This is a genomic window from Priestia sp. MDV22-iso46 (genome assembly GCF_058629175.1).
The window spans coordinates 206,150-226,813 of the sequence record NZ_JBZVWT010000001.1 but is presented as its reverse complement, the minus strand read 5'-3'; the positions used below and the strand labels follow the sequence as shown (position 1 = coordinate 226,813).

Sequence of the window (20,664 nt, the reverse complement as noted above, 5' to 3'; positions counted from 1 at the left end):
TCCAAGATTTAAGAAGATTATTAGCAAGGATAATAAATGAATTGCTTCAAGAAGAACCTTCTACTATTGAAAGAGCTAAAGTAATAGCTACTTTGTCAAATATTAATATAAAAGCTACTGAGGCTGGGGAATTAGATGCGCTTATTAAGGTAATTGAAAAGAGGTTTGAGGAGCGGTAAGGATGAGTCTAAAGTCTAGATTAAAAAATTAGAAGACAGAGTTCCAGCTAGAGAGACTACATCTTCTGATCCCATAATAAAGTGGCTAATAGAAAACAAGCAGAGTGAATTTATTTATTGGTTTAACAAAGTCTACCACAAAAGATTTAAAGGAGATAATATTACTGAAAGGGAAAGAGATGAGTATGAAGGCCTGATGAAAAGATTGTCTGAGATTAGGGAAGCGCATTCTCATAAAAAGGGATGGAATAAATGTTACTTGATTGCTAGAATTATAGAACTACATTTTCAAAAAATCATCATTATAAAAACCACCTTTACGGTGGTTTTATGTTAAATAATAACTTTAATTGATCTTAAGATAAAAGTAAACTTTTTATAAAAAATGCATTTTTAATAAGAAATATTTTTAATTAATTCTGTAATCCTTTTTATCCTGGGCATCAAGAATCGTTCAACTGTATATAGATTCCCCCTTTTGGTTGTTATATATATCATAATAAAATCCAATTAAAACCTTAGGAACTTAATCGTATCATTATCCTACACACTCTTAAAATCTTTTAAATGCTCAAGTAATTAAAAAAGACGACTCAATATCTCTTGAGCCGTCTAAAATTTAAGAAAACGAGCAAACACAAGGAACTGTATCATCCGGTTTCTTTAAAAATTTATCTACCCTTCAATTTCCAGTAGTTCTCTGTATTCTTTCAATGTATATGGCTTACTATCTTTTTTAAGAATAGATACGTTCTTTTCAAAGTATTTCCGAAAATCTTCTTCCATTCGCTCTTGTTCAGCGTAACAAAACTTTCCTCTTGGTTATTTCCAATAATTAACATAATAACTTTTTGAAGTGCTCATCTTGTTTATACCATAGGTTTTAAAGTTTCAGACATCCCTATACATTTGAACATAATAAAAAACCTTGAAATCTATAGAGCCAATCAAGGTTAAATAACTTAACAACCATATAGATTAATTTTAAAAGTCTTCGTCCCAGTTTTCTTTCGCATCAAGAAGTCTATTTGTTAAAAACTCATAAAAGTTATCTGCTCTTTTGCCACTATATCCATCAATTCTGTCCCACGACACAACTACACATTCAGCGTCAACTAGGTTTCCAGTATCTAAACAATATACAAACTCTTCACAGTTTTCAACAACTACGTATTGAGTTGGCAATCCAATATTCCGAAATCTTTCAGTGTTTGTTATTACAGATGGAGTTGCGGATTTCCCACAGCCAAGTATATCTACTCCAAATAGCCCTCCAGAACCATAATTTTCAAGAAACCAGATATAACTATCCGGAAATTTCACTTTAAGTGCTTTTTCAACTTCTTTAATAATTTCGTCTGAGACTCCTCCAGTAAAATCATTAATCTTAGAATTGAATTGAATAAATTCACTCATTTCTTTTTGGTTCAAATTATTTCTCTCCTCATTAAAATCCTCTACAATAAGTTCGCTATAACTTACTTTTGAGACCTCTATATAGTGCAGTAGATTATCCAATAAAGTGTATTATATTCTTAAACATATTTATCAATGTATCATGAACCGCTGATCAAAATCTACACTTAACCCAACTAGTGTTTCTTACGGTAACAGCCTCAGCACTTTCGTATTTAATAATATAGTAATAAAGAAATCCCCTATTCCCTAAATCAACAAGGAATTACACAGAGTATGTCACGAAAATGGAGTTGTTATGACAATGGTATAGTCGAATCTTCTTTGGAATTATGAAGTCTGAACCTTTTAAGCAATTTGAAAGTGTTGAACATTTTAAAAAGGAATTGAAGAAGTGTATTTACTATAAGCATAGAGGGATCAAAACAAAATTAAAAGGCATGAGTCCAGTCCAATACCGAACTCATGCCCTGCAAGTTGCCTGCCAAAATAACCTGTCTAACTTTATGGGATCACTTCAAAACTTAAGGCTCTTTTCAGATTATAGCTTACTAATATTTAATGGATAAAAGTTCTTTAGGAACCACTTTTAATTATATCTATTATATTATGAATGTTTTCTTTTAATTCTTGATTCCTATTCTCTTTATACTGATGATATGCCTGAATTCCCCTATGAATAATAGCATTCATAGTAGGATGAAACAACTTATCTGTACACTCAATTAAAAAATCAAAAAACTCTGCACTAGCTGAGGGAGAATAAGAAAATACTTCTATAAGTATATTTATGGTAGCTCCCTGAATCTGTACAGCATCTTTTTTCTCTTTAAGAGAATAGCAGTTTATCATACCAAAACAAAATGTCGATACAACTTGTTTTTCTTGTTCATCTAAATTTTCCGGGGTTAATTGGCATATTTCTAAAAAAAGATTAACCACCTTTTTCATCTCGCTATAATATGCTAAATTACGCTCCATTTTTCCCTCCTAATATACTAATATTTTTCCATTTGGATAATCTCCGTCCCATCCACAAGGAATATGACCACTTAAATAGATGTCTAACATACTGGTGTAAAAATCTGAATTATAATATTTCTCATATGTAAGCACCATAATGATGTTGATAATATCAAATTTAACAGAATTCACTATATCACTTGATAACCCTAATATGCTTACTTGGCTTTCGATTTTATCAACAACTCTAGGTAATACCTCTGTTTTAACTTCTCTCACTAATACATTCCAATTTTTATTATACAGCTCCGGTTTATTCTTGGCTAAATAACCCGTTAAATTATTTCTCTCTTCAAGACAAATATTTCCCTATTTCATTCCTTTTACATTCTTATTAACTACTTTTTTATTTGATAAATAAGAATAATTACTTCCTTTTGGAAGATTAGTTTCAACTCCACAGTATTCTAGCCAATTATTAGATGTTATTGCTTCAACTACGGCATTATTTAGTTCCATATAGTTTTCTCCTCTATTTATTCTTCAATTTTATTTCTTCTATTAATTCTTGAAGAGAATGTGCCGCTAAATTCAATTCATTCGTCTCGTAATCCTCTATATAAACTTTTTCTGTCTCGTTATCTACGTTAATTGCCCTCTCATCTGGAGAAATAAAACCTATCTGTATATATCTGAATTCATTGCCTCGGCTTTCTTCATAGCTCTTCAAGTTTTTAAAATAAGTCAATAAATCTTTATCTGGCTCAACAGGTTCAAGGTATATATAATTTGAATGATAAAAACCCTCTAAGCTTAAAAATAAATAACTATTGAAATATTCTTTGATTGTTTCATGCAAGCGTATTTTAATTTCAGTTTCAATTGTGTCAAAGTCTTCAACACCTCTTTTTTCTATTGGCTTCCAAAAATATACTCTTGTTCGTCAGGCTCACTTAAATATAGTACCAGATTTATGTCTCCATCCCACGGAGCTTTTGGGACTCCATTATATTTGTCATTACAATAATATAGTAATCTCTCAAAATAATTCGTCATTGCACCTTTTACTTTCTTAAGTCTCCTTCATTAATCTTTCCATCACTTTAATTTCCTTTTTTCTTAACCCTTTACACTACATAGATGTAACGAATCTAAAACGACTATTGCTAATTTTCAGTTGTAATAACCATTTCTCTAAAACAAAAAACATCACTCGTGAAATTCAAGTGATGTTTTTGCACAAAATCCAAAAGTATTTCCTTAATTATAAAAAGTTTAAAATATAAACCTTTTAATGTATTAAATCATCCAGCTACATACTTTACCGTTTTTCTATATGAAGTTTTTTAGCATGATTTATTCATAAAAATTCTCAACTTCAATAGGCCAAAAATACCCGTTTCCCATACATTTAGGGTCAATTTTATTTAATTGTTCTTTTAACCAATTAATTACGGATTCTGGTATATCGTTATCGATAAAAGCATCTTCACCATTTATTTGAATTGCCTTATCAATCATTCTTGAATATACTAATAAACATTCGGCAAATTGATTTATGGAAGAATTAATAAATACTTCTTTATAGTCATTACCATTATTAAGAAACACCACATTTTCTGTTTCTTTTATTATACATATTGGATCACCAGAACCAGTTGACCCTAAAAACCAATAGTTTTGAAACTCTTCTGGCATACTGAATATACTTGTAATAGAATTTAATACCCCTTGTGAGGAAGTGAAATCCAGATACGGTGCGGGAGTTTCAGGTAAACCTCCTATAGATAAAAACTGTTTTACTTCATCAGAAAAACCTGTGTTTACTAAAGCATCATATTCAAATTTTATTAGGGGCCCGTCTTTTTCAACATTCCATTTCTTATTAAACTCTTCTGGTAAAATCATTTTCTCACCTTCCTGAATTATTATAAAAAACAGCAGAGATTTCTAGTACCTCCCTCTGCTGTTTTTTTATTAATCCCCAAAATAAAGCAATCATTTGCACTCTTTTATACATATTTCTTGCGAATAATTCTACTTAAATTGCAACTTCTTGATAGCCTACTTCATCTACTTTTTCATTTATGAGACGAACCCCTAAACCATTTTCTTCATCCCACGAACAGTCAAATGATACTCCTATATCACGCCCATCGCGAAGGAAATCATACGGAACAGAAATACCTACTAATGTGATATGTTCTATTAATTAATCAACTTTTTCAATTAATGGATAGTCTTCGTTAACGGCATCATCATAGCCTAGTTCATGCCTTTTTTGTTTATAATAATCTAAGATTGGTTGTAATATGCTATGTTGGATTTGTTCCCAATTATCCATTAATAAGTTGTATGCCACGTATTGCCCTTCATCAAATTCTCCATCTTCTGTACCTCCTACCAATAATGCTATCTCTGTGTCCTTTCCTAAAAACTTTATAGTTCTGTATCCTACCCATTTATACTGATAATCAAGTTCTCCAAAGATTTTATCATTTATTGTCATGTTCAAATCTCCTTATTCTTTATTTGCAAACCCTCCAGGTTCAAAAGCCCCCGCGTTTATCTCACCAACTCCACCAAGGTGTCCAAATTTGGCGTTTATTTCTGTTGGCACAAGTTGCATAGTAACTCCATCATTTAACTCATGCCATGTTAATTTGTTTATCACTCGGTATTTTTCTATGTCCTTTGCTGTAACTCCACCAGAATCCAGTCCAAATTGATGTGCCAATTTTGGTGAATTATTAAGTTGATCTGCTAATCTTTCATTTGCTTGCTCAAAATTATAACCTCTAGCAGCATTTCCTTTAAGCCCTTTTCCACCTAACATATAATCAACCTCAATTTGCGCTTTTGCTACAGGTGAAAAATCAGGAACTCCACCTTTATACTCAATTCCATTAATACCAGCTTCCATTAGGATTTTCTGTAACTTGGGATCCGGTGGTGGTTTTAGAGTACATAAAGACTCACCTCTAACCCCTTCAAAAACGACAATTGAATTCGTTTCTGCAGGTGTTTGTTTGAGTCTTGATTCATATGTTAGGAATCGTATCATCCAATGGTTCTCTTAGTCGCCATTTTTTTCTGCTGATTTGTTGTCTTAAGTATAAAGCATAATCGGAAGTATATATCCCTAGCTCCTCTGCTCTATATATAATGGCCTGGACTGATTCAAAAGAAGAAGATAATCTAATCCAGCAGAAGCAAGTTCAGGAACTATAGTAGACTCTGGCATCAAAAAAGCGGAAGCAAAGCGATTAGCTTCTTGCTCTATTCTTTTGTGTTTGCTCTTATCCTCTACATCTTTTTCGTTGTAGTTTGAATGCAGTAGTCAATGATTTTCCCCATAAACCAAAGGTTTAAATAAATAAAAGCCTTGAAAAGCAAACTAGCTATTCAAGGCCGTTAGATTAATATAATAACAATATATTTTTGACATTTAATTAAAAAAACTCTTATACATAACTAGTAGAAGTAATATAATCAAAATCTCCTGAAGAATTAACTAAACTCTTGTACTCAAAATTATAAATCAAGATAACAGTGTTATAAGAGCTGTTCAATTTAATTTTCTCCTTGATTATAGGTATTATAACTTCCTCATATGAACAACCTTCCAACAAAACAGAGATCTCATCACTCTTTGCTTCTAATACTGCTTTTTCAATAAAATCCTCATCTGTTTCATCCATATCAATATTAAAGTCCTCAAAAAATTTAGAAGGTACAGACTCTCCCTCTTCATCATATGTTAAATCTACATACTTTTCTAATTGCTTTTGGTTCTTAATATTGCCTAACCATATTGAAACGATTCCTTGCTTTTCCATAAGTAATCCACTCCTAATTTAATCTTAATCCTTTCGGCAGTGATGAAATACCACCTTCTAATCGATAGTGAGACCAATTATTAAGCCTTCTAATAAAGGTACTATAATCATTGGAAGTATCAATAATTTCTAATAATTCGTTATGTGCTTTTGTAGAGCCTAATCCTCCGTGAATACCCTTAGGATTTACAAATTTAACATCAGCTATTGCTGTTCTTAAATCTTTAATTCTTTCAGCACTAACATTCCAAACCTTGAATTGTGGAGCCCTTGACACTAAATGCCATTCATGTAAACCACCTGGCTCTCTAAGCTGCCGTTCAATTTTCTTTCTAATCTGCTTATTCACCCATAATTCGTCCAATTCCTTACTAGAAAGGGAATTGAAGAAATCATTAAATTTACCACTTTTGGCAGTAGGGATATCTGCCGCAGTTAATTTAGTTATTTCTTTTATCTTCCCCGCCTCATCTATATTCTTAATTAGATGAAGATTATTGTTAATTTCCACTGAATTTACTTCTAGTAATTTCTCTGACTTAACAGATTCAACATTCCTCTTTTCCATCTGACTAACACGAGTCGGATTCTTCATAAACCTTCCCTTACCATCACGCCAATGTTTTCCGTCAAAGGACTCTTTTCCTATAAAATGCATTGTATCTTTAGCCGTACTCTTCAATACATCCCGTACAGTTTGCTTCGCAAAATCTACACTCATTCCAACTGGTACTTCTTGCGGCAAGAACCTCGGTACTTTCGCATCTAATACCGCATCATACATCTTTTTGGCTTTATCAATACCAGCTGCTGGCATTTTTCGCATCGCCTGCTGAATGTCTTTTCCATATTGAGTCACTTTACTTGTACGAACTACGTTGCGCATATCATTGAATTTTTTCGTGACTGCCTGTGCACCTTTTTCGACAAGCTGAGTGGATGCTTTTGAAGCAAGTAAACCGCCTGCCGCAATTCCAAAGGATTGAAACAAACTAGCCTGCTGCTCTTCTTTAGTAAGCTTATTTCCTAGTAAGTCCTTCCCCATTGTATACTCATACATGCCATTTGTTAAGACAAGTCCATACAATCCTTTTTCTGTTTGTTCAAGCCCTTTAAACGCCTTAGGTGTTTGGTAAAGAGCCATTGCACGATGCGCAGCGCTCATGCCTTTTGCCGTTTTATAGACAACGTTGCCACCTTTTACAGCTCGTCCTGCCCACCCTACGAATGGAATAAATCCAGCTGCCGCCATGGCTCCAGCCGTCACTCTTTGCGTAGCAGAAAGTTTCTTATGCGTAACCGGATCGACTCCGTCTACGGCTCGTTTAAAATCATAGTATCCAGTAAGTTCTCCTGCAATATCCAGGCCTTTTTCGTACCATGGCTTATTGGCTTGGATTTGTCTTTGTCTCTCAGCCTCAATGGCTGCTTTTCTTTCTTTAATTTCTTGTTTTTGTTCAGCTTTTCCTTCTACATAATCTGAAGCGACTTTATCAATTTGCTGTTGTGTGTTGTAAGCTTTGGCATCAAAACTGAGCTGATAAGCGCTGCCGCCTTGAGAAGTCAGCTGTTCCAAACCATTTACATTAAACTGCACAGATTCGTAGAAGGGATTTAACATGTCATATTCACTTGAAAGTTGATTATCTAGTTCTTCTACTGCGATAACAGTTTCTGTTCTTTTTTTCTCAGCAGCTCTTAACTCATTTTCAAAGGCCTCTGTGGAAAACGGTGTAATATGTATAATATCTTCAATATTGCTTAAAATCGCTTCAAGGTCAGTATGTTGCTGTTCGACCATTTGCTTAGAGCGATCATTAGCAACAGCCAGCTCTTGCTCTAAAAATGATACGTCTACAACCGTATCACCTTTTAATTTAGCTTGTTCCGCATAATCTGCAATACTATTAAAATAGGATTGATGCGAAGATACAAGGCTTTTCCAATGCGTGACCATATCTACTTGTGATGTATAAAAGCCTTTTATGCTGTCCGCACCTTTCCCTTGAAATTCATGATCCAGTGTAGCCACGGCATGAAGGGCTTTTTTTAATACGTCTAGCTGTTCATCAAATGCTTTGTACGCCTCCACTCTGTCTTTTGCATAAGCTAAAAGCGTACTGGCTTCATATACTTTTCCCATTACATACCCTCTTTTATTTTATGATTAATATATCTTTGGTTTGAGTTTTTCCTCTATTATCCATTATAAAACTGCTAATACACTATCTAAATAGGATAATAATCACTTTTATAAGCTAGTTGATTCATTAAAAAGGATATAAATTCAAAATAAAAGGGAATAGTCATAGGCACAAATATTTATTTCTAGTTTATATCACGTATAAAAACACTATGCTTCATGGTCAGACTACATTATTCCTAATTGCTTTCTTGTAATTCCACCTAAGTGGAAAGGTAACTTACGGCACACTATCACATCTCAAAGTCCTATCATTCTACAAAAGAAAAGCTACATTCACCAAAAAAATGTTGGTCACACTCTGGTCATATTTTGGTCATACACTATAGAAAATCAAGGGAAACTATAGTTCATTTAAATTTTAAAAACCCCCTTGAATCCTTGATATAGAGGTATTTCTGAACATAGTAGAAAACTACAGGAAATTTCATTTTCCACGCTGGCAGCGTAGCAGTCATCCTACGCTCAAGCAATTCAACTAAACCACTTCCCTCCCCAACCACAATAACCGCTAGCTCCCAAAAAGGAACTAGCGGTTATTCATAATCTCTCAGAAACCACTCACTCTTCCACCGGCTTCTGCTCATCTGTTAATGTATCAATTTTAGTAATTTGAAGTTTGTCTTTACCAGCAGCTTTAACATGATAAATTCGTTCTTTTTTAAACTGCGTGCTTGCATCATATGAGTCGGTGAACGTATATACTTCGTTTGTATAAATGTCGTAGGTTCCGTCGTCATGTGATTCTGTTTTTGTCACGAGAAACTGATCGTTAGCAAACGATACGTTTTTGCCGGCAAGTGATGTGATATAGCTTTTTAGCTGTTTATACACTGGCTGATCCGAGTCAATATAGGGCGCCATCGAACTAAAGTCGCCGCTGTTTAAACTTGAAAAGTAAGCGGCTTTATAGGAGATAAAAAAGTTTTCAAGCTCTGTTTTGCTTACGTCAGCTGGCTTAGGTTCTTCATTTTTTAACGGCTTGGTGTTGGCCGTAGCTTTTACGTCTGCGTCTGTTTCTTCCGTTTGATTGTCAAGATTCATGTATACAATCGTCAGGAATAAGACCATAACAATAGCGCTTCCTATTAAAATAGGAAAAGTACGTCGTGATGCTTGCTGTTTTTTCAGCACGGGAAAGTCTGCGTAGACTGGCAGTGTAACAGGGTTTATATCTAGCTTTAACCGAGTTAATGGCTGTGGTATTTCTGTACTTTTTACACTGGCAAGCGGCTGAAGTGCTAAAAATTCTTCATATGCAACAATAAACTCGTTTACTGCTATTCCTTTATACATACCGTAAATTCGGTTCCATAGCTCTTGACACCGAGTATCCTTTATATCTTCACTCAGTTCTTTAAAAAATGGTCGTGATTTTTTGATAAAATCCGCTAACCACGTTTGATGAACGTCAACTTCGTGGACTCCATTTAGGTCGGTAAGTGATTGCTTTAACTTGGCGTGTTCATTTGCATCGTTTTGGCTAACGACTTTCATACTGCGTTCCGTTTCTTTCAGCACGGTAGAAAGACTTCCGCTCATTTTTTCTTGCAGGGCATCAAACTGGCTGCGAACATCAGGCCAGTGCAGTTCGAGTAATTGTTTTTGTAAATTCGTGGCTTTTCGAATACTTTCATTTAGCTCATGCTGCTTTGTGCGAAAGGCGGTCGCTTTTTGTTTGGTCACCAATTTATTTTTGCTTAGCTGATGCCATTCTTGCTTTAAGCTCTTGGCTTCTTCAAGTACTGTGGCTATCGCTTGTTTTACATGTTCGTGCTTGTTTTGAAAGTCAATGAATGCTGGCAAATAAGCATTCCAGCTTTCCTTGATTTCTTTTAGCAATGACGTGTTAGCATGTTTTTCTGTTAGTTGAAAAAAGTCATTCCTAAATGCCACCATATCCGCTTCGGAAGAAAGTTCTTTTCCGAAAAGCTCTGTCACATTCTTATGTATGCTTGTTAACTGTTGGAGCTGTTTCATATTGCTTTGACGCTTGTTTATGTACTCCGGATAATCGTTTGAAAGAAACGTCACCATTGTATATTCAATGTTGCTCATATTATACTCTGTACGTTCTTTTTCTAGTTCGTTATACACTTTCTGCAGTTGACGTTCTACTATGGAGAGAAACTTTTCTTTATCCATCCCGTCTACTTCTTCTTTTAGCATGTTTAAAGATTCCGTTTCTTCAATAAGAAATGTTTTTTCTTTATATAGCTGTATCCACCTTTCTAGTAAATGTGCTGCTGATTCATTCCAGTGGCTTGTATTCATTGTTTGCTTCACCTGTTGTTTTTATTTTTATCCTTTTTTAACTATACAGGAATTTAACAGAAATTCTATTACAGTTTCATTACTCTTAAAAAATGAGGTTTAAGCTTTTTAGAGTCGCTTCTAGCGTTTGTTTATCTCCTTGATCGTAGCTATGTGCCACAAGCACTACGGTTGTAAATACGGCTTTCCATTTTGCCAGCCTGTGCGTTTCTTCATCTACTTCTCCGTATTCTTTGAAAAAACGTGCTCTTCCTTTAGGAGGTAAAAAGCTGTAGGCAATCGCTAGGTCAACTGCTGGGTGACCTATATGAGCATCTCCCCAGTCAATAATGCCTGAAACCATATTGTTTTGATCAACAATCATGTTTTTAATATGAAGATCTCCGTGAACTAGTACATGTTTTTCTTGATACTTAATTTCTTGTATGTCATTTACATAGTCTTCAAGAACCCCTTGGTTAGAATAAAGGTTACGCTCTTTCATTTGCTTAACATATTTCTCTAGCACAGGCTTTCGCTTCATCATATCAAGCCGATTTAGCTCATCAAACGGCACGCCAAGCTCTTGCGCTTTTAGATGAGGATAGTGATGTAGCGCACGAAGAAACCTTGCTAGTACAGAAGCGGATTGTATACGTTCTTCTTCTGTTAATCTTGCAGGCGAAGTTCCTTGCACGTAGTGATAGCCCGTAAACGGCCAAGGATAGCCTGCATTCGGCTTACCGAAAAAAATTGGTTCGGCAATGGATAGCGGCAGCTGAGAAGCAAGGCTTGGTAAAAGCTGATTTTCTGTTTTTAATAGTCTTACTGCGAGTTCTCGTCTAGGAAACCTGAAAACAAAGCGGTCGTTTACTTGATAAACCGTATTGTCAAAGCCGTAGCCAAGCAGTGAAATTTTAGCGGGCACAAGGTCTGGAAACTGCGTCTCGATTAGCGTTTTGGCAAGCGGTGCTGATACAATTTGTTCTGCATCCCATGTATTTGGCACTGTGATCACCTTTCTTTGATGTTGATTTTGTATGTAAAGTATACTATAAAAATGAAAAAACCTCTGACTCATTGTCAAAGGTTTTTTCACTATACGTATTAGACATTCACCGAGTTAAAAAACTGCGGTAAATGAGATTTATGCGCGTCTAGCATTTCGTCCAAGAGCTGCTTGGCAATAGTATCAGACGGGACTAATGGATTGATTGTCATTGCAACAAGCGCGGTATTGTAATCTCCCGTAACGGCTGCTTCGGCTGCGACGCGTTCAAAAGATTTGATTTGCTGCACAAGTCCTCGAACTGCTACAGGTAAATCACCAACTGCAATTGGCTTTGGCCCTTCTTTTGTAATCACGCAGCTCACTTCAACAGCAGAATCATTTGGAATGCTGGCAATTGCACCATTGTTAATAGTATTTACAGGCTGAATATCGCCTTTATCATTATAAATAGATGAAATTAAGCTGCAGGCTGCATCGCTGTAGTACGCGCCTCCTCGCTTTTGAAGCTGAGGCGGTTTAATTGCAAGATTAGGATCTTTATAGAGCTCAAATAAGTCTTTTTCTAACGCACGTACTACTTCAGCTCGTGTGCCTTCGAGCTCAGCTGCATTTTGTTCTTCTTGCAGCATCTCGTTTGTTTTATAGTAATAGCGGTGATAGCCGCATGGAATAACCCCTAGGCCTTTAATAAAGTCAGGATTCCACGAAACCCCTTTGATATTTCGCATAGACATCGCATTCGTCGGGTCTGCCATAGCGTCAATCACTTGATCTTTTACGCTCACTCCGTCTAAAAAAACATCTAATCCAAAGACCATATGATTTAATCCGGCAAAGCTCACCTGTACGCGGCTTTCGTCTACTTCTAGCGCTTTAGCAATCCCCATGCGAATACCGATTGGCACGTTGCATAAGCCCACTACTTTTTTATGATTGCTATAGCGTAAAATGGCTTCTGTTACCATACCAGCTGGATTCGTAAAGTTTACAAGCCACGCATTTGGACATAGTTCTTCTATATCTTTCACAATACTTAAAATCACAGGAATTGTGCGCAGCCCTTTAAATAAGCCGCCCGGTCCATTTGTTTCTTGCCCAATCACGCCGTATTTTAACGGAATTCGTTCATCTTTCATTCTGGCATCTAACAATCCTACACGAAATTGTGTAGTGACAAAATCGGCATCTTTTAACGCTTTTCTTCGATCTAACGTAAGATGAATATCAATTGGCACTCCTGCTTTTTCAACCATTCTTTTTGCCAGGTTTCCGACAATCTCTAGCTTTTCTTTCCCTTCTTCTACATCTACTAACCAAAGCTCTCGTACAGGCAGCTCATCATAACGCTTAATAAATCCTTCGACAAGCTCCGGCGTGTAGCTTGAACCTCCGCCAATGGTTACAATTTTAATTCCTTTTGCCATTTGAATCCCTCCGCTATAATGAATGATTTAAAAAATACGTTATACAATACTTTGCTGTTCTTCTTTTACCGGTGAACGATCACGATCTATAGAAGCTCCAGTTTCTTCTATAAGCTTTTGTTTGTCCCACATTTTAAAGAATGGAAAATAGACACCAAACGATACCACCATTAGCACAAGCTGCAGAATAGCTCCTGACACACTTCCTGTAATTAAGTAGCCGCTAATCACCGGAGGCATTGTAAACGGCGTTACAATTCCTATTGGCTTTGCAACGAGGCCGATATCCATCGATACATACGTAATGATGACCGATAGAAGCGGCGCTAAAATAAACGGAATAATCATAATCGGATTTAATACGATAGGCATTCCAAAAATAACAGGTTCGTTAATATTAAAGAAGCCCGGTCCTATACTTAATCTTCCTAGCTGCTTCATTTGCTGGCTTTTCGCAAACAGCACCATCGCCAGCACAAGAGAAAGCGTAGTGCCGGACCCTCCTACAAACACAATATCGTTAAATTCATTCGTTACAATATGCTTCACTGGCTCACCAGAAGCAAGAGCGGTTGCGTTTTCCGTTGTTAGCGTAAGCCATACAGGCGTCATGACAGAACCAACAATCGTCGCACCGTGTAGCCCCGTACTCCACATAAGAGTAATTAAGATAAAAATCAGAATCGTACCGACTAAGCTTGTACCAATATGAGTTAAAGGCTGCTGCAGTAAAACCGTCACGACATTATGTAAATTCCCGAAGTCTCCGACGTTTTCTACAAGCAAACGTAGCATCCATATAACCATTACAGCGCCAAACCCTGGTATTAAAGCTGAAAATGAACGGGCGACAGCTGGCGGAACGGTTTCTGGAAGCTTAATCACAATATTTTTTTGAATAATCTTCCGGTAAACTTCTGTGGCGATAACCGCTATGACCATCCCCACAAAAAGACCTTTACTCGTGAACATCGCCGTTTGATAAGCTGTTTCGACCATAGCCGTTCCATCTGCGTTTTCTCCAATCGTATACGAAACAAAAGGTGTACCGACAAAGAAAGCAGCTAAAGACACTGCACCTGAAGCAAGTGCATCCACTTTATACGATTCTGCTAAGCGATAGGCAATCCCGAACGTAGCTACTAAAGCCATAATTTCAAACGTTCCTCTGTACGGATATAAAATGCTTGCTTTTAGCTTAGGATGTTCTGTTAAAAAATCTGTGTAGGCTTGAAAAGGTAAATTGGCTAAAATTAAGAAAAGTGAACCGATAATAATAAGCGGCATCGTCAGGACCATACCGTCTCGTAATGCTTGAAGATGACGCTGCTGAGCAGCTTTGCCAGCAAGCGGCATAATATATGTTTCAAGTACACGATTCATTTTGCTCAATTGATTCCCTCCTATTTCGAAACTAACTGCTCAGCAGATTTTAGCACTTCTTCTCCGTTACACATTCCGTAATGAACCGGATTAATAACCTCTACTGGAATTCCTTTTTCCTCTCCTAACTTTTTCATTTGAGGAAGCAAGTAGCGCACTTGCGGACCTAAAAGTAAAATGTCTGCATCATCAATATGATTTCTAACCGCATCTCCTGGCACTGCCCAGATTTTGCACGTTGTCTCTTTTTCTTTTGCGCTTTTTTCCATTTTAGTCACTAACAAACTTGTAGACATACCTGCTGCGCAGCATAGTAAAATATTCATTTCCAATTCCCCCTTGATCAGTGATTGATTAACATTCATAAATGAGATAAGTATCTTGCTAAGATGTTTTCTTGTTACCTTCACTATATATTGAAAACGTTTTCAAATAAACGCAATATTTTTCCGTTACTAAAGGAAAAATATTGTTTGAATATTCTATATTTTAAAGAAAAATAGATTGTAAATGAAAACAGATTATGGTAAAGTCCCAAAAAAAGATAAGAAGCTGACCTGGATAGGCAAGCTTCTTATCTTTTTTTCTGAAGGCTATAAGGTGATCATTTTCTCTTGACACACATTTCAGCAAAATGTCTGCACGCTTTCTCTAACTTTTCTTTTTTAGCAAGCTGACAAACCCACTCTTCAGGAATACCATCCAGCTGATAATATGCTCCTGCCATAGTACCTGTAATAAAACCTATTGTATCTGTGTCTTCTCCTAAATTCACAGCAGTAAGTACAGCTTCTTCGTAGTCATCACTTTGCAGAAAAGACCAAAGCGATGCTTCTAGCGAGCTGACGACGTAGCCGGTTGACCAGATTGCATTTCTCCCTGCGTGCGGCAAGCTTAGGTTTAACACTCGTTCGTACGAAGAAAACTCTGTTTCATACTCCGTACCTGTTAACTGCTTTTGACAGAGATTTACCGCTTTTTCATATGCTTCAAAGGGTTCGTCGCCGTGAAGGAGACGAATAAGCAGCTCCACATATAGAATGCAGCCAAGCGTAGAGCGCAAGTGGCGGTGCGTGACGTGCGCAATTCTTTCTATTTCTTCTTTTCTTTTTATAAAGCTAGGTTCCTGACGTAGTGTAAACGCAAGCGGAGCAATACGCATAAGCGCTCCGTTTCCGTTATCGTATTCAGCGCTTCCTCCCCACTCTTCTTTAGGAAGTCCGCTTTTATAGCGGCGAATCGCTTCGCTTGTGGCAATGCCAATATCAAACATTTCTCCGTACGGCGTCCAGTAGCCATCCGACCAATAGTTCGCAAACTTTTGCATTAAATCATACTCATCTTGTTTGTCTATTAAATTATCAATTAAGCACATCGTCAGAGATGTATCATCTGACCACGTTCCTTTAGGCTGGTTGTATGTACCGGAGCCGGTCATAGTCGTAATTTGAAATGAATCGCGTTTTTTAAACTCAACTGGAACACCTAAAGCGTCTCCAACAGCTCCTCCTAGAATCGTAGAAAGGACTTTTTTATGTAGCGTCATGTGATCAACTCCTTTCTATTATTGTAATTGTTTGATTTTGGAATTTGCAAGAGACACCCTGCCTAGACGCTTTTTCTTCTTTATAAAAAGGAATTTACCAGCGTTCATCTAATTTAAATAAGAGGTAAAAAAACATGTGAGGTGCGGTAGATGATTCATTTTTTTGAATATAATTGGCAAGTGAGAGATGAATGGTTTAGCTGGTGTTATCAACTTTCAAGAGAAGAACTGTTGAAGAAGCGGACTGGAGGAATGAGTAGCATTTCACAAACTTTTTTTCATATTATTGATGTGGAATACAGCTGGATACGTGCCATCCAAGGTAAACAAGATATCGTTCTTTCTTTTGAAGAACACGATACGCTTGAAAAGCTTCAAGCGCTCTCTTCTGCACATAGACCTGAAATTGCCGACTTTCTAAGTCATTTGAATTTTTCCAACAAAAGGTACGTAACAGTCCCTTGGGATTCTACTTCTTACACAGAAGCTGACATCTTACATCACATCATCATTCATGAAATCCATCACATCGGCCAGCTTTCTATTTGGGCAAGAGACGTGAATAAACGGCCTATTTCTTCTCACTATGTAGGAAGAAACATAAAAGACATTTCTTCGTACTTCTCTAAAAACAATTGACCAACAAGAACAAATGTTCTATAATTGTTTTTTGTAAATATATGGAGGTGAAAACAATGAGACCAGAACTTTCAAAAAACTTATCTATCACTGACTTTACGGATTTTTACTGGCTCAAAACCGAGCTGCAGCAATTTTGCCGAGAAAATAACATGAGCCCGTCTGGATTTAAAATGGAACTTTCAAAAAGAATTGAAGTGTTTTTAACAACCGGTGAGACTCAACAATCAAAAACACCGTCTAAAAGACGCTCGTCCTCTAAAATGCAAGCGCCACTAACATTAGATACCGTCATTGGGAAAAATCACCGTTGCAGTCAAGAAGTACGGGCTTTTTTTAAAGAAGCCATTCATCCTACATTTCATTTTTCCACCTATATTCAAAACTACTTTAAAGAAAATGTAGGGAAAACCTATCGAGATGCGGTAAAAGCGTGGTATGAAGAAGAAGAACGAAAAAAGCAGCCTTTCTATCAAAAAGAAATTGCGCCTCAGTTTGAATACAACCGCTTTATCCGCGACTTTTTTAACGACCCGAAAAACAAAGGAAAAGGCCGCGATGATGCGATTGCAGCGTGGAAGCACTTAAAACTTCAGCCTGGAAGCAATCAATACCGCTCTTAAATCAAACTCTACATAAATAAAGACCATTAAAACACCACCTCAAGAAAAGGTGGTGTTTGTGCACGCCTGTAGATTTCTTCACATACGCATGTGCTGTTTGTTACGGTATAAAATCTTTAGCTATAAACAGACTCTTTTTTAATTAAACCAAGCGTTTGTGAAGTGGACGCATGAATTTCGTTAAAGAAGTCTGGATGATCAACTAACGACATGCCATAGGAAGGAATCATTTCTTTTATTTTTGGCTCCCACTTGTTCATGTTTTCTGGGAAGCATTTTTCCAATACTTCAAGCATAACGTGAACCGCCGTTGACGCACCAGGCGAAGCGCCAAGAAGTGCAGCAACAGAACCATCAGCGGCACTTACAACTTCTGTACCAAACTGAAGCGTTCCTTTTCCTCCGGCTTCCGTGTCTTTGATTACCTGCACACGCTGGCCTGCTACAACAATATCCCAGTCTTCGCTTTTAGCGTTCGGGATAAACTCACGCAGTTCTTCTACACGTTTTTCATTTGATAACAGCACCTGCTGAATTAAATATTTTGTTAACGCCATTTCTTTGACGCCTGCTGCTAGCATGGTTAAAATATTATTCGGCTTTACAGAACTGATTAAATCCAAGTTTGAACCTGTTTTTAAGAACTTTGGTGAAAAGCCGGCAAACGGACCAAACAACAGCGTCTTTTTGTTATCAATATAACGTGTATCAAGGTGCGGAACCGACATTGGCGGAGCTCCGACTTTGGCTTTTCCATATACTTTCCCGTGATGCTGCGCAATTACTTCAGGATTATTGCATACCATAAATAATCCGCTTACCGGGAATCCTCCAATATGCTTGGATTCAGGAATACCTGTTTTTTGAAGTAAAGGCAAGCTTCCGCCTCCACCACCGATAAAGATGAATTTTGCCGTGTGGTACTCAACTTTGCCGCTGTCTACATCTGCGACTTTTACTTCCCACATACCGTCACTTTTACGTTTAATATCTTTTACACTTCGTTTGTAATGAACGTGAACCCCTTTATTCTTCAGATGGTCAAACAACATGCGTGTTAAAGCACCGAAGTTTACGTCTGTTCCCGAATCAATTTTAGTTGCGGCAATTGGTTCATTTGACGTGCGCCCCTTCATGATTAACGGAATCCATTCTTTTAGTTTGTCAGGACTGTCGGAATACTCCATTCCTTGAAACAACGGATTGTTTGACAGCGCTTCAAAACGCTTTTTCAGAAACGATACATTTTTTTCTCCTTGTACCAAACTCATATGCGGAATTGGCATGATAAAATCTTGCGGATTGCGAATCAACTTGCTGCTTACAAGATAAGACCAAAACTGTCTTGACAGCTGAAACTGCTCGTTAATTCGGATCGCTTTCGTTATATCTATAGATCCATCAGCTTTTTCTGATGTATAGTTTAGTTCGCACAGCGCAGAATGGCCCGTCCCTGCATTATTCCATTCGTTCGAGCTTTCTTCCCCTGCGTCTGCGAGTTTTTCAAATACTTTAATATCCCATTCAGGTGCTAACTCTTTGAGTAATGACCCCAAAGTTGCGCTCATGACTCCGGCACCAATTAAGATAACGTCTGTTTTTTTCTGTACGTTGCTCATTATAACCTTCCTCATCCCCTATATTTGTAAAAAGATGTAGGCGCTCCTGCTTACGTAGTAAAAAAATTCAGGTGCGACCTAAGAACACACCTTTTTCTGTCTCACTTATAACTATATCACAGTATAATTGTCTGATGATTATAAACTATTCAAAAATGATAAAAAAGTGAGAAAATCGCCCACAAATTCTAAAAAACTTATTAAATTCCGTCTGCATTTTCTTTTATTAGTAAACTTTTATACCTACTTCTAAGTGGCAAAGCATTGATTAATAAAATAACAAACTATTCCAAAAATTCAGATCAAAAACCAAAATAATTTTCTTGAAAATTTCACCTACTATAACTATACTCATTCGAAAGAACAAACAGCACTATAATTAGAAATGCCTTCATTCTTTTTGACTAGTTATACGTAGATGTATCCATATATGTATAGAGCACCGGCTCGTCCAGGTGCATATTTAGAGAAATAAGTATATATTATAACAGCTGATTTTCAGCTCGTATTGTAAGTTACAATATCTATGTCATATAACATACCATGAAATAAGTGAATAAGTAAATGATTATTCAGAAATTTATGTTATAAAACCTAACATGTATGTTGACTTTTACATCAAATATAAATCTGAGTATAGGAACACTAATAATACTCAGATTTACAGCGTATTGACTGATGAACTGAACATTCTCTAATCAACCAACTATTTTTCGGTTGATTCGTTTATTTCATGTATATCACTATTGACAGTATTATTACTGTCAATTCCCTTGTCAAATAGATAGCTCATACCCCAATGAACAACAATTCACGCGTTTTCGAAGCATTATCTTAAAATCATCTAAACAGGTCTATTTTGACATATGACTTGTTTTTTCTCATTGAGATGGCATAACTAAAACAATATATATAAAATGGCAAAAAGCACTTGTAGCCTTTAGTAGACAATCAAGTGCTTTTTGGTTCATTTCTAAACGTTTGTCACAAATATCATGCTTAATTGAATAAACTTAGTCAATTTCAGTTCCATAAGTTTAAGACTTCTTCCCTGTAACAATACTTCAAAAGTTTAAAGTGTCATCTTGCCTAAGCTCTGCTCATATTTTTCTATTCTACAGTAGTACATAAAAATCCCCAATGATACAACCATTACGAATTTTTCACTTTTATATGCTCATCTCTTTATAAGCATTACTATTCTGCTGAAGGATTATAATCTAACTCTGCAGTTTTTAGTCCTTCTATTACTTTATTTATTCGTCTCGATAAGTCTTTTATTTCCTTTACTGTTAGTTCGTCTTCTGCTTCTTTTGGATTAAACATACTTAAACTTTTTGTTATATCTTCAACGTAACCAACGAAAATTTTATCATACGTGATTAAAATCTCTCCTATAGCAACATCTACAATAATATCCTCTATTTTACCTAAGTTATTGAAATCATCTACTATTCTTGCTATCGCATGCCTACATCCTCTATTTTGAGATAAAAACTCTTTATATACCTCTTGAATTGTTTCAAACAATTCATCGTATGTCCAGTCTTCCATTAACAATCTCT

21 protein-coding genes and 2 pseudogenes are annotated in these 20,664 nt (G+C 36.4%); 4 read left to right on the top strand and 19 right to left on the bottom strand.

The genetic code is table 11. From position 1 onward, the window contains the following. The first annotated feature begins 41 nt into the window (after positions 1–41). The gene (locus AC4NPH_RS01195) at positions 42–179 is read left to right on the top strand and encodes a hypothetical protein (RefSeq protein WP_170959522.1); all 138 of its coding nucleotides are present in this window, start codon (positions 42–44) and stop codon (positions 177–179) included. Between the two features lie 984 nt (positions 180–1,163). On the opposite strand, the gene AC4NPH_RS01190 is transcribed toward AC4NPH_RS01195, so the two are convergent. Next, positions 1,164–1,610, bottom strand: a complete 447-nt coding sequence (locus AC4NPH_RS01190) for an SMI1/KNR4 family protein (RefSeq protein WP_098196601.1) — start codon at positions 1,608–1,610, stop codon at positions 1,164–1,166. 231 nt (positions 1,611–1,841) lie between these two features. On the opposite strand from AC4NPH_RS01190, the pseudogene AC4NPH_RS01185 reads away from it, so the two are divergent. Next, positions 1,842–2,077 (top strand): annotated as a pseudogene (locus AC4NPH_RS01185) (IS3 family transposase); the annotation flags it as partial. A 94-nt stretch (positions 2,078–2,171) separates the two neighbouring features. Here the strand turns inward: AC4NPH_RS01185 and imm48 are convergent. The 16 genes and pseudogenes from imm48 to AC4NPH_RS01105 form a co-directional block, all read right to left on the bottom strand. After that, positions 2,172–2,576: an Imm48 family immunity protein gene (gene imm48, locus AC4NPH_RS01180; protein ID WP_491938536.1), complete on the bottom strand. Its 405-nt coding sequence runs from the start codon at positions 2,574–2,576 to the stop codon at positions 2,172–2,174. A 9-nt stretch (positions 2,577–2,585) separates the two neighbouring features. After that, positions 2,586–2,837 (bottom strand): hypothetical protein, encoded by a 252-nt coding sequence (locus tag AC4NPH_RS01175; RefSeq protein WP_240530775.1) that lies wholly within the window; start codon positions 2,835–2,837, stop codon positions 2,586–2,588. A gap of 90 nt (positions 2,838–2,927) precedes the next feature. After that, positions 2,928–3,077 (bottom strand): hypothetical protein, encoded by a 150-nt coding sequence (locus tag AC4NPH_RS01170; RefSeq protein ID WP_240530776.1) that lies wholly within the window; start codon positions 3,075–3,077, stop codon positions 2,928–2,930. 13 nt (positions 3,078–3,090) lie between these two features. Next, positions 3,091–3,429 carry a SecY-interacting protein Syd gene (locus tag AC4NPH_RS01165; RefSeq protein ID WP_255286344.1) on the bottom strand — a complete coding sequence of 113 codons (339 nt, stop codon included), beginning with the start codon at positions 3,427–3,429 and terminating at the stop codon, positions 3,091–3,093. Positions 3,430–3,914: 485 nt separating this feature from the next. Continuing rightward, complete coding sequence (locus AC4NPH_RS01160) at positions 3,915–4,466, bottom strand: SUKH-4 family immunity protein (RefSeq protein WP_098196604.1); 552 nt, start codon at positions 4,464–4,466, stop codon at positions 3,915–3,917. Between the two features lie 133 nt (positions 4,467–4,599). Further along, a pseudogene (locus AC4NPH_RS01155) lies at positions 4,600–5,067 on the bottom strand (DUF6985 domain-containing protein). 12 nt (positions 5,068–5,079) lie between these two features. Then, on the bottom strand, positions 5,080–5,622 hold the full coding sequence (locus tag AC4NPH_RS01150; protein ID WP_098315002.1) for an HNH endonuclease: 543 nt from the start codon (positions 5,620–5,622) through the stop codon (positions 5,080–5,082). Between the two features lie 78 nt (positions 5,623–5,700). Next, entirely contained in the window at positions 5,701–5,895 is a 195-nt protein-coding gene (locus AC4NPH_RS01145) for an ImmA/IrrE family metallo-endopeptidase (protein WP_098196607.1), read from the bottom strand. A 127-nt stretch (positions 5,896–6,022) separates the two neighbouring features. Then, positions 6,023–6,397 (bottom strand): immunity 22 family protein, encoded by a 375-nt coding sequence (locus tag AC4NPH_RS01140; RefSeq protein ID WP_098315003.1) that lies wholly within the window; start codon positions 6,395–6,397, stop codon positions 6,023–6,025. A gap of 13 nt (positions 6,398–6,410) precedes the next feature. Next, positions 6,411–8,540, bottom strand: coding sequence for a T7SS effector LXG polymorphic toxin (locus AC4NPH_RS01135; RefSeq protein WP_098315004.1), 2,130 nt, complete (start codon positions 8,538–8,540; stop codon positions 6,411–6,413). A 621-nt stretch (positions 8,541–9,161) separates the two neighbouring features. Further along, positions 9,162–10,874: a TcaA NTF2-like domain-containing protein gene (locus AC4NPH_RS01130; RefSeq protein ID WP_491938535.1), complete on the bottom strand. Its 1,713-nt coding sequence runs from the start codon at positions 10,872–10,874 to the stop codon at positions 9,162–9,164. A gap of 85 nt (positions 10,875–10,959) precedes the next feature. Continuing rightward, positions 10,960–11,862, bottom strand: coding sequence for a phosphotransferase (locus tag AC4NPH_RS01125; RefSeq protein WP_491938534.1), 903 nt, complete (start codon positions 11,860–11,862; stop codon positions 10,960–10,962). A gap of 98 nt (positions 11,863–11,960) precedes the next feature. Beyond that, on the bottom strand, positions 11,961–13,289 hold the full coding sequence (locus AC4NPH_RS01120) for a 6-phospho-beta-glucosidase (protein WP_075421777.1): 1,329 nt from the start codon (positions 13,287–13,289) through the stop codon (positions 11,961–11,963). A 39-nt stretch (positions 13,290–13,328) separates the two neighbouring features. Further along, entirely contained in the window at positions 13,329–14,681 is a 1,353-nt protein-coding gene (celB, locus tag AC4NPH_RS01115) for a PTS cellobiose transporter subunit IIC (protein WP_240530780.1), read from the bottom strand. An 11-nt stretch (positions 14,682–14,692) separates the two neighbouring features. Continuing rightward, positions 14,693–14,998, bottom strand: coding sequence for a PTS sugar transporter subunit IIB (locus AC4NPH_RS01110; RefSeq protein ID WP_025751577.1), 306 nt, complete (start codon positions 14,996–14,998; stop codon positions 14,693–14,695). Between the two features lie 278 nt (positions 14,999–15,276). Continuing rightward, positions 15,277–16,218: an ADP-ribosylglycohydrolase family protein gene (locus AC4NPH_RS01105; protein WP_279824335.1), complete on the bottom strand. Its 942-nt coding sequence runs from the start codon at positions 16,216–16,218 to the stop codon at positions 15,277–15,279. A 150-nt stretch (positions 16,219–16,368) separates the two neighbouring features. On the opposite strand from AC4NPH_RS01105, the gene AC4NPH_RS01100 reads away from it, so the two are divergent. Both AC4NPH_RS01100 and AC4NPH_RS01095 read left to right on the top strand, forming a co-directional pair. Next, on the top strand, positions 16,369–16,857 hold the full coding sequence (locus AC4NPH_RS01100) for a DinB family protein (RefSeq protein ID WP_377536647.1): 489 nt from the start codon (positions 16,369–16,371) through the stop codon (positions 16,855–16,857). A gap of 56 nt (positions 16,858–16,913) precedes the next feature. Next, complete coding sequence (locus AC4NPH_RS01095; protein ID WP_098196612.1) at positions 16,914–17,480, top strand: DUF6434 domain-containing protein; 567 nt, start codon at positions 16,914–16,916, stop codon at positions 17,478–17,480. Between the two features lie 116 nt (positions 17,481–17,596). On the opposite strand, the gene AC4NPH_RS01090 is transcribed toward AC4NPH_RS01095, so the two are convergent. Both AC4NPH_RS01090 and AC4NPH_RS01085 read right to left on the bottom strand, forming a co-directional pair. Next, positions 17,597–19,099 carry a malate:quinone oxidoreductase gene (locus tag AC4NPH_RS01090; protein ID WP_013083523.1) on the bottom strand — a complete coding sequence of 501 codons (1,503 nt, stop codon included), beginning with the start codon at positions 19,097–19,099 and terminating at the stop codon, positions 17,597–17,599. A gap of 1,197 nt (positions 19,100–20,296) precedes the next feature. After that, positions 20,297–20,653, bottom strand: a complete 357-nt coding sequence (locus tag AC4NPH_RS01085) for an Imm3 family immunity protein (RefSeq protein WP_098196613.1) — start codon at positions 20,651–20,653, stop codon at positions 20,297–20,299. Positions 20,654–20,664: the final 11 nt, after the last annotated feature.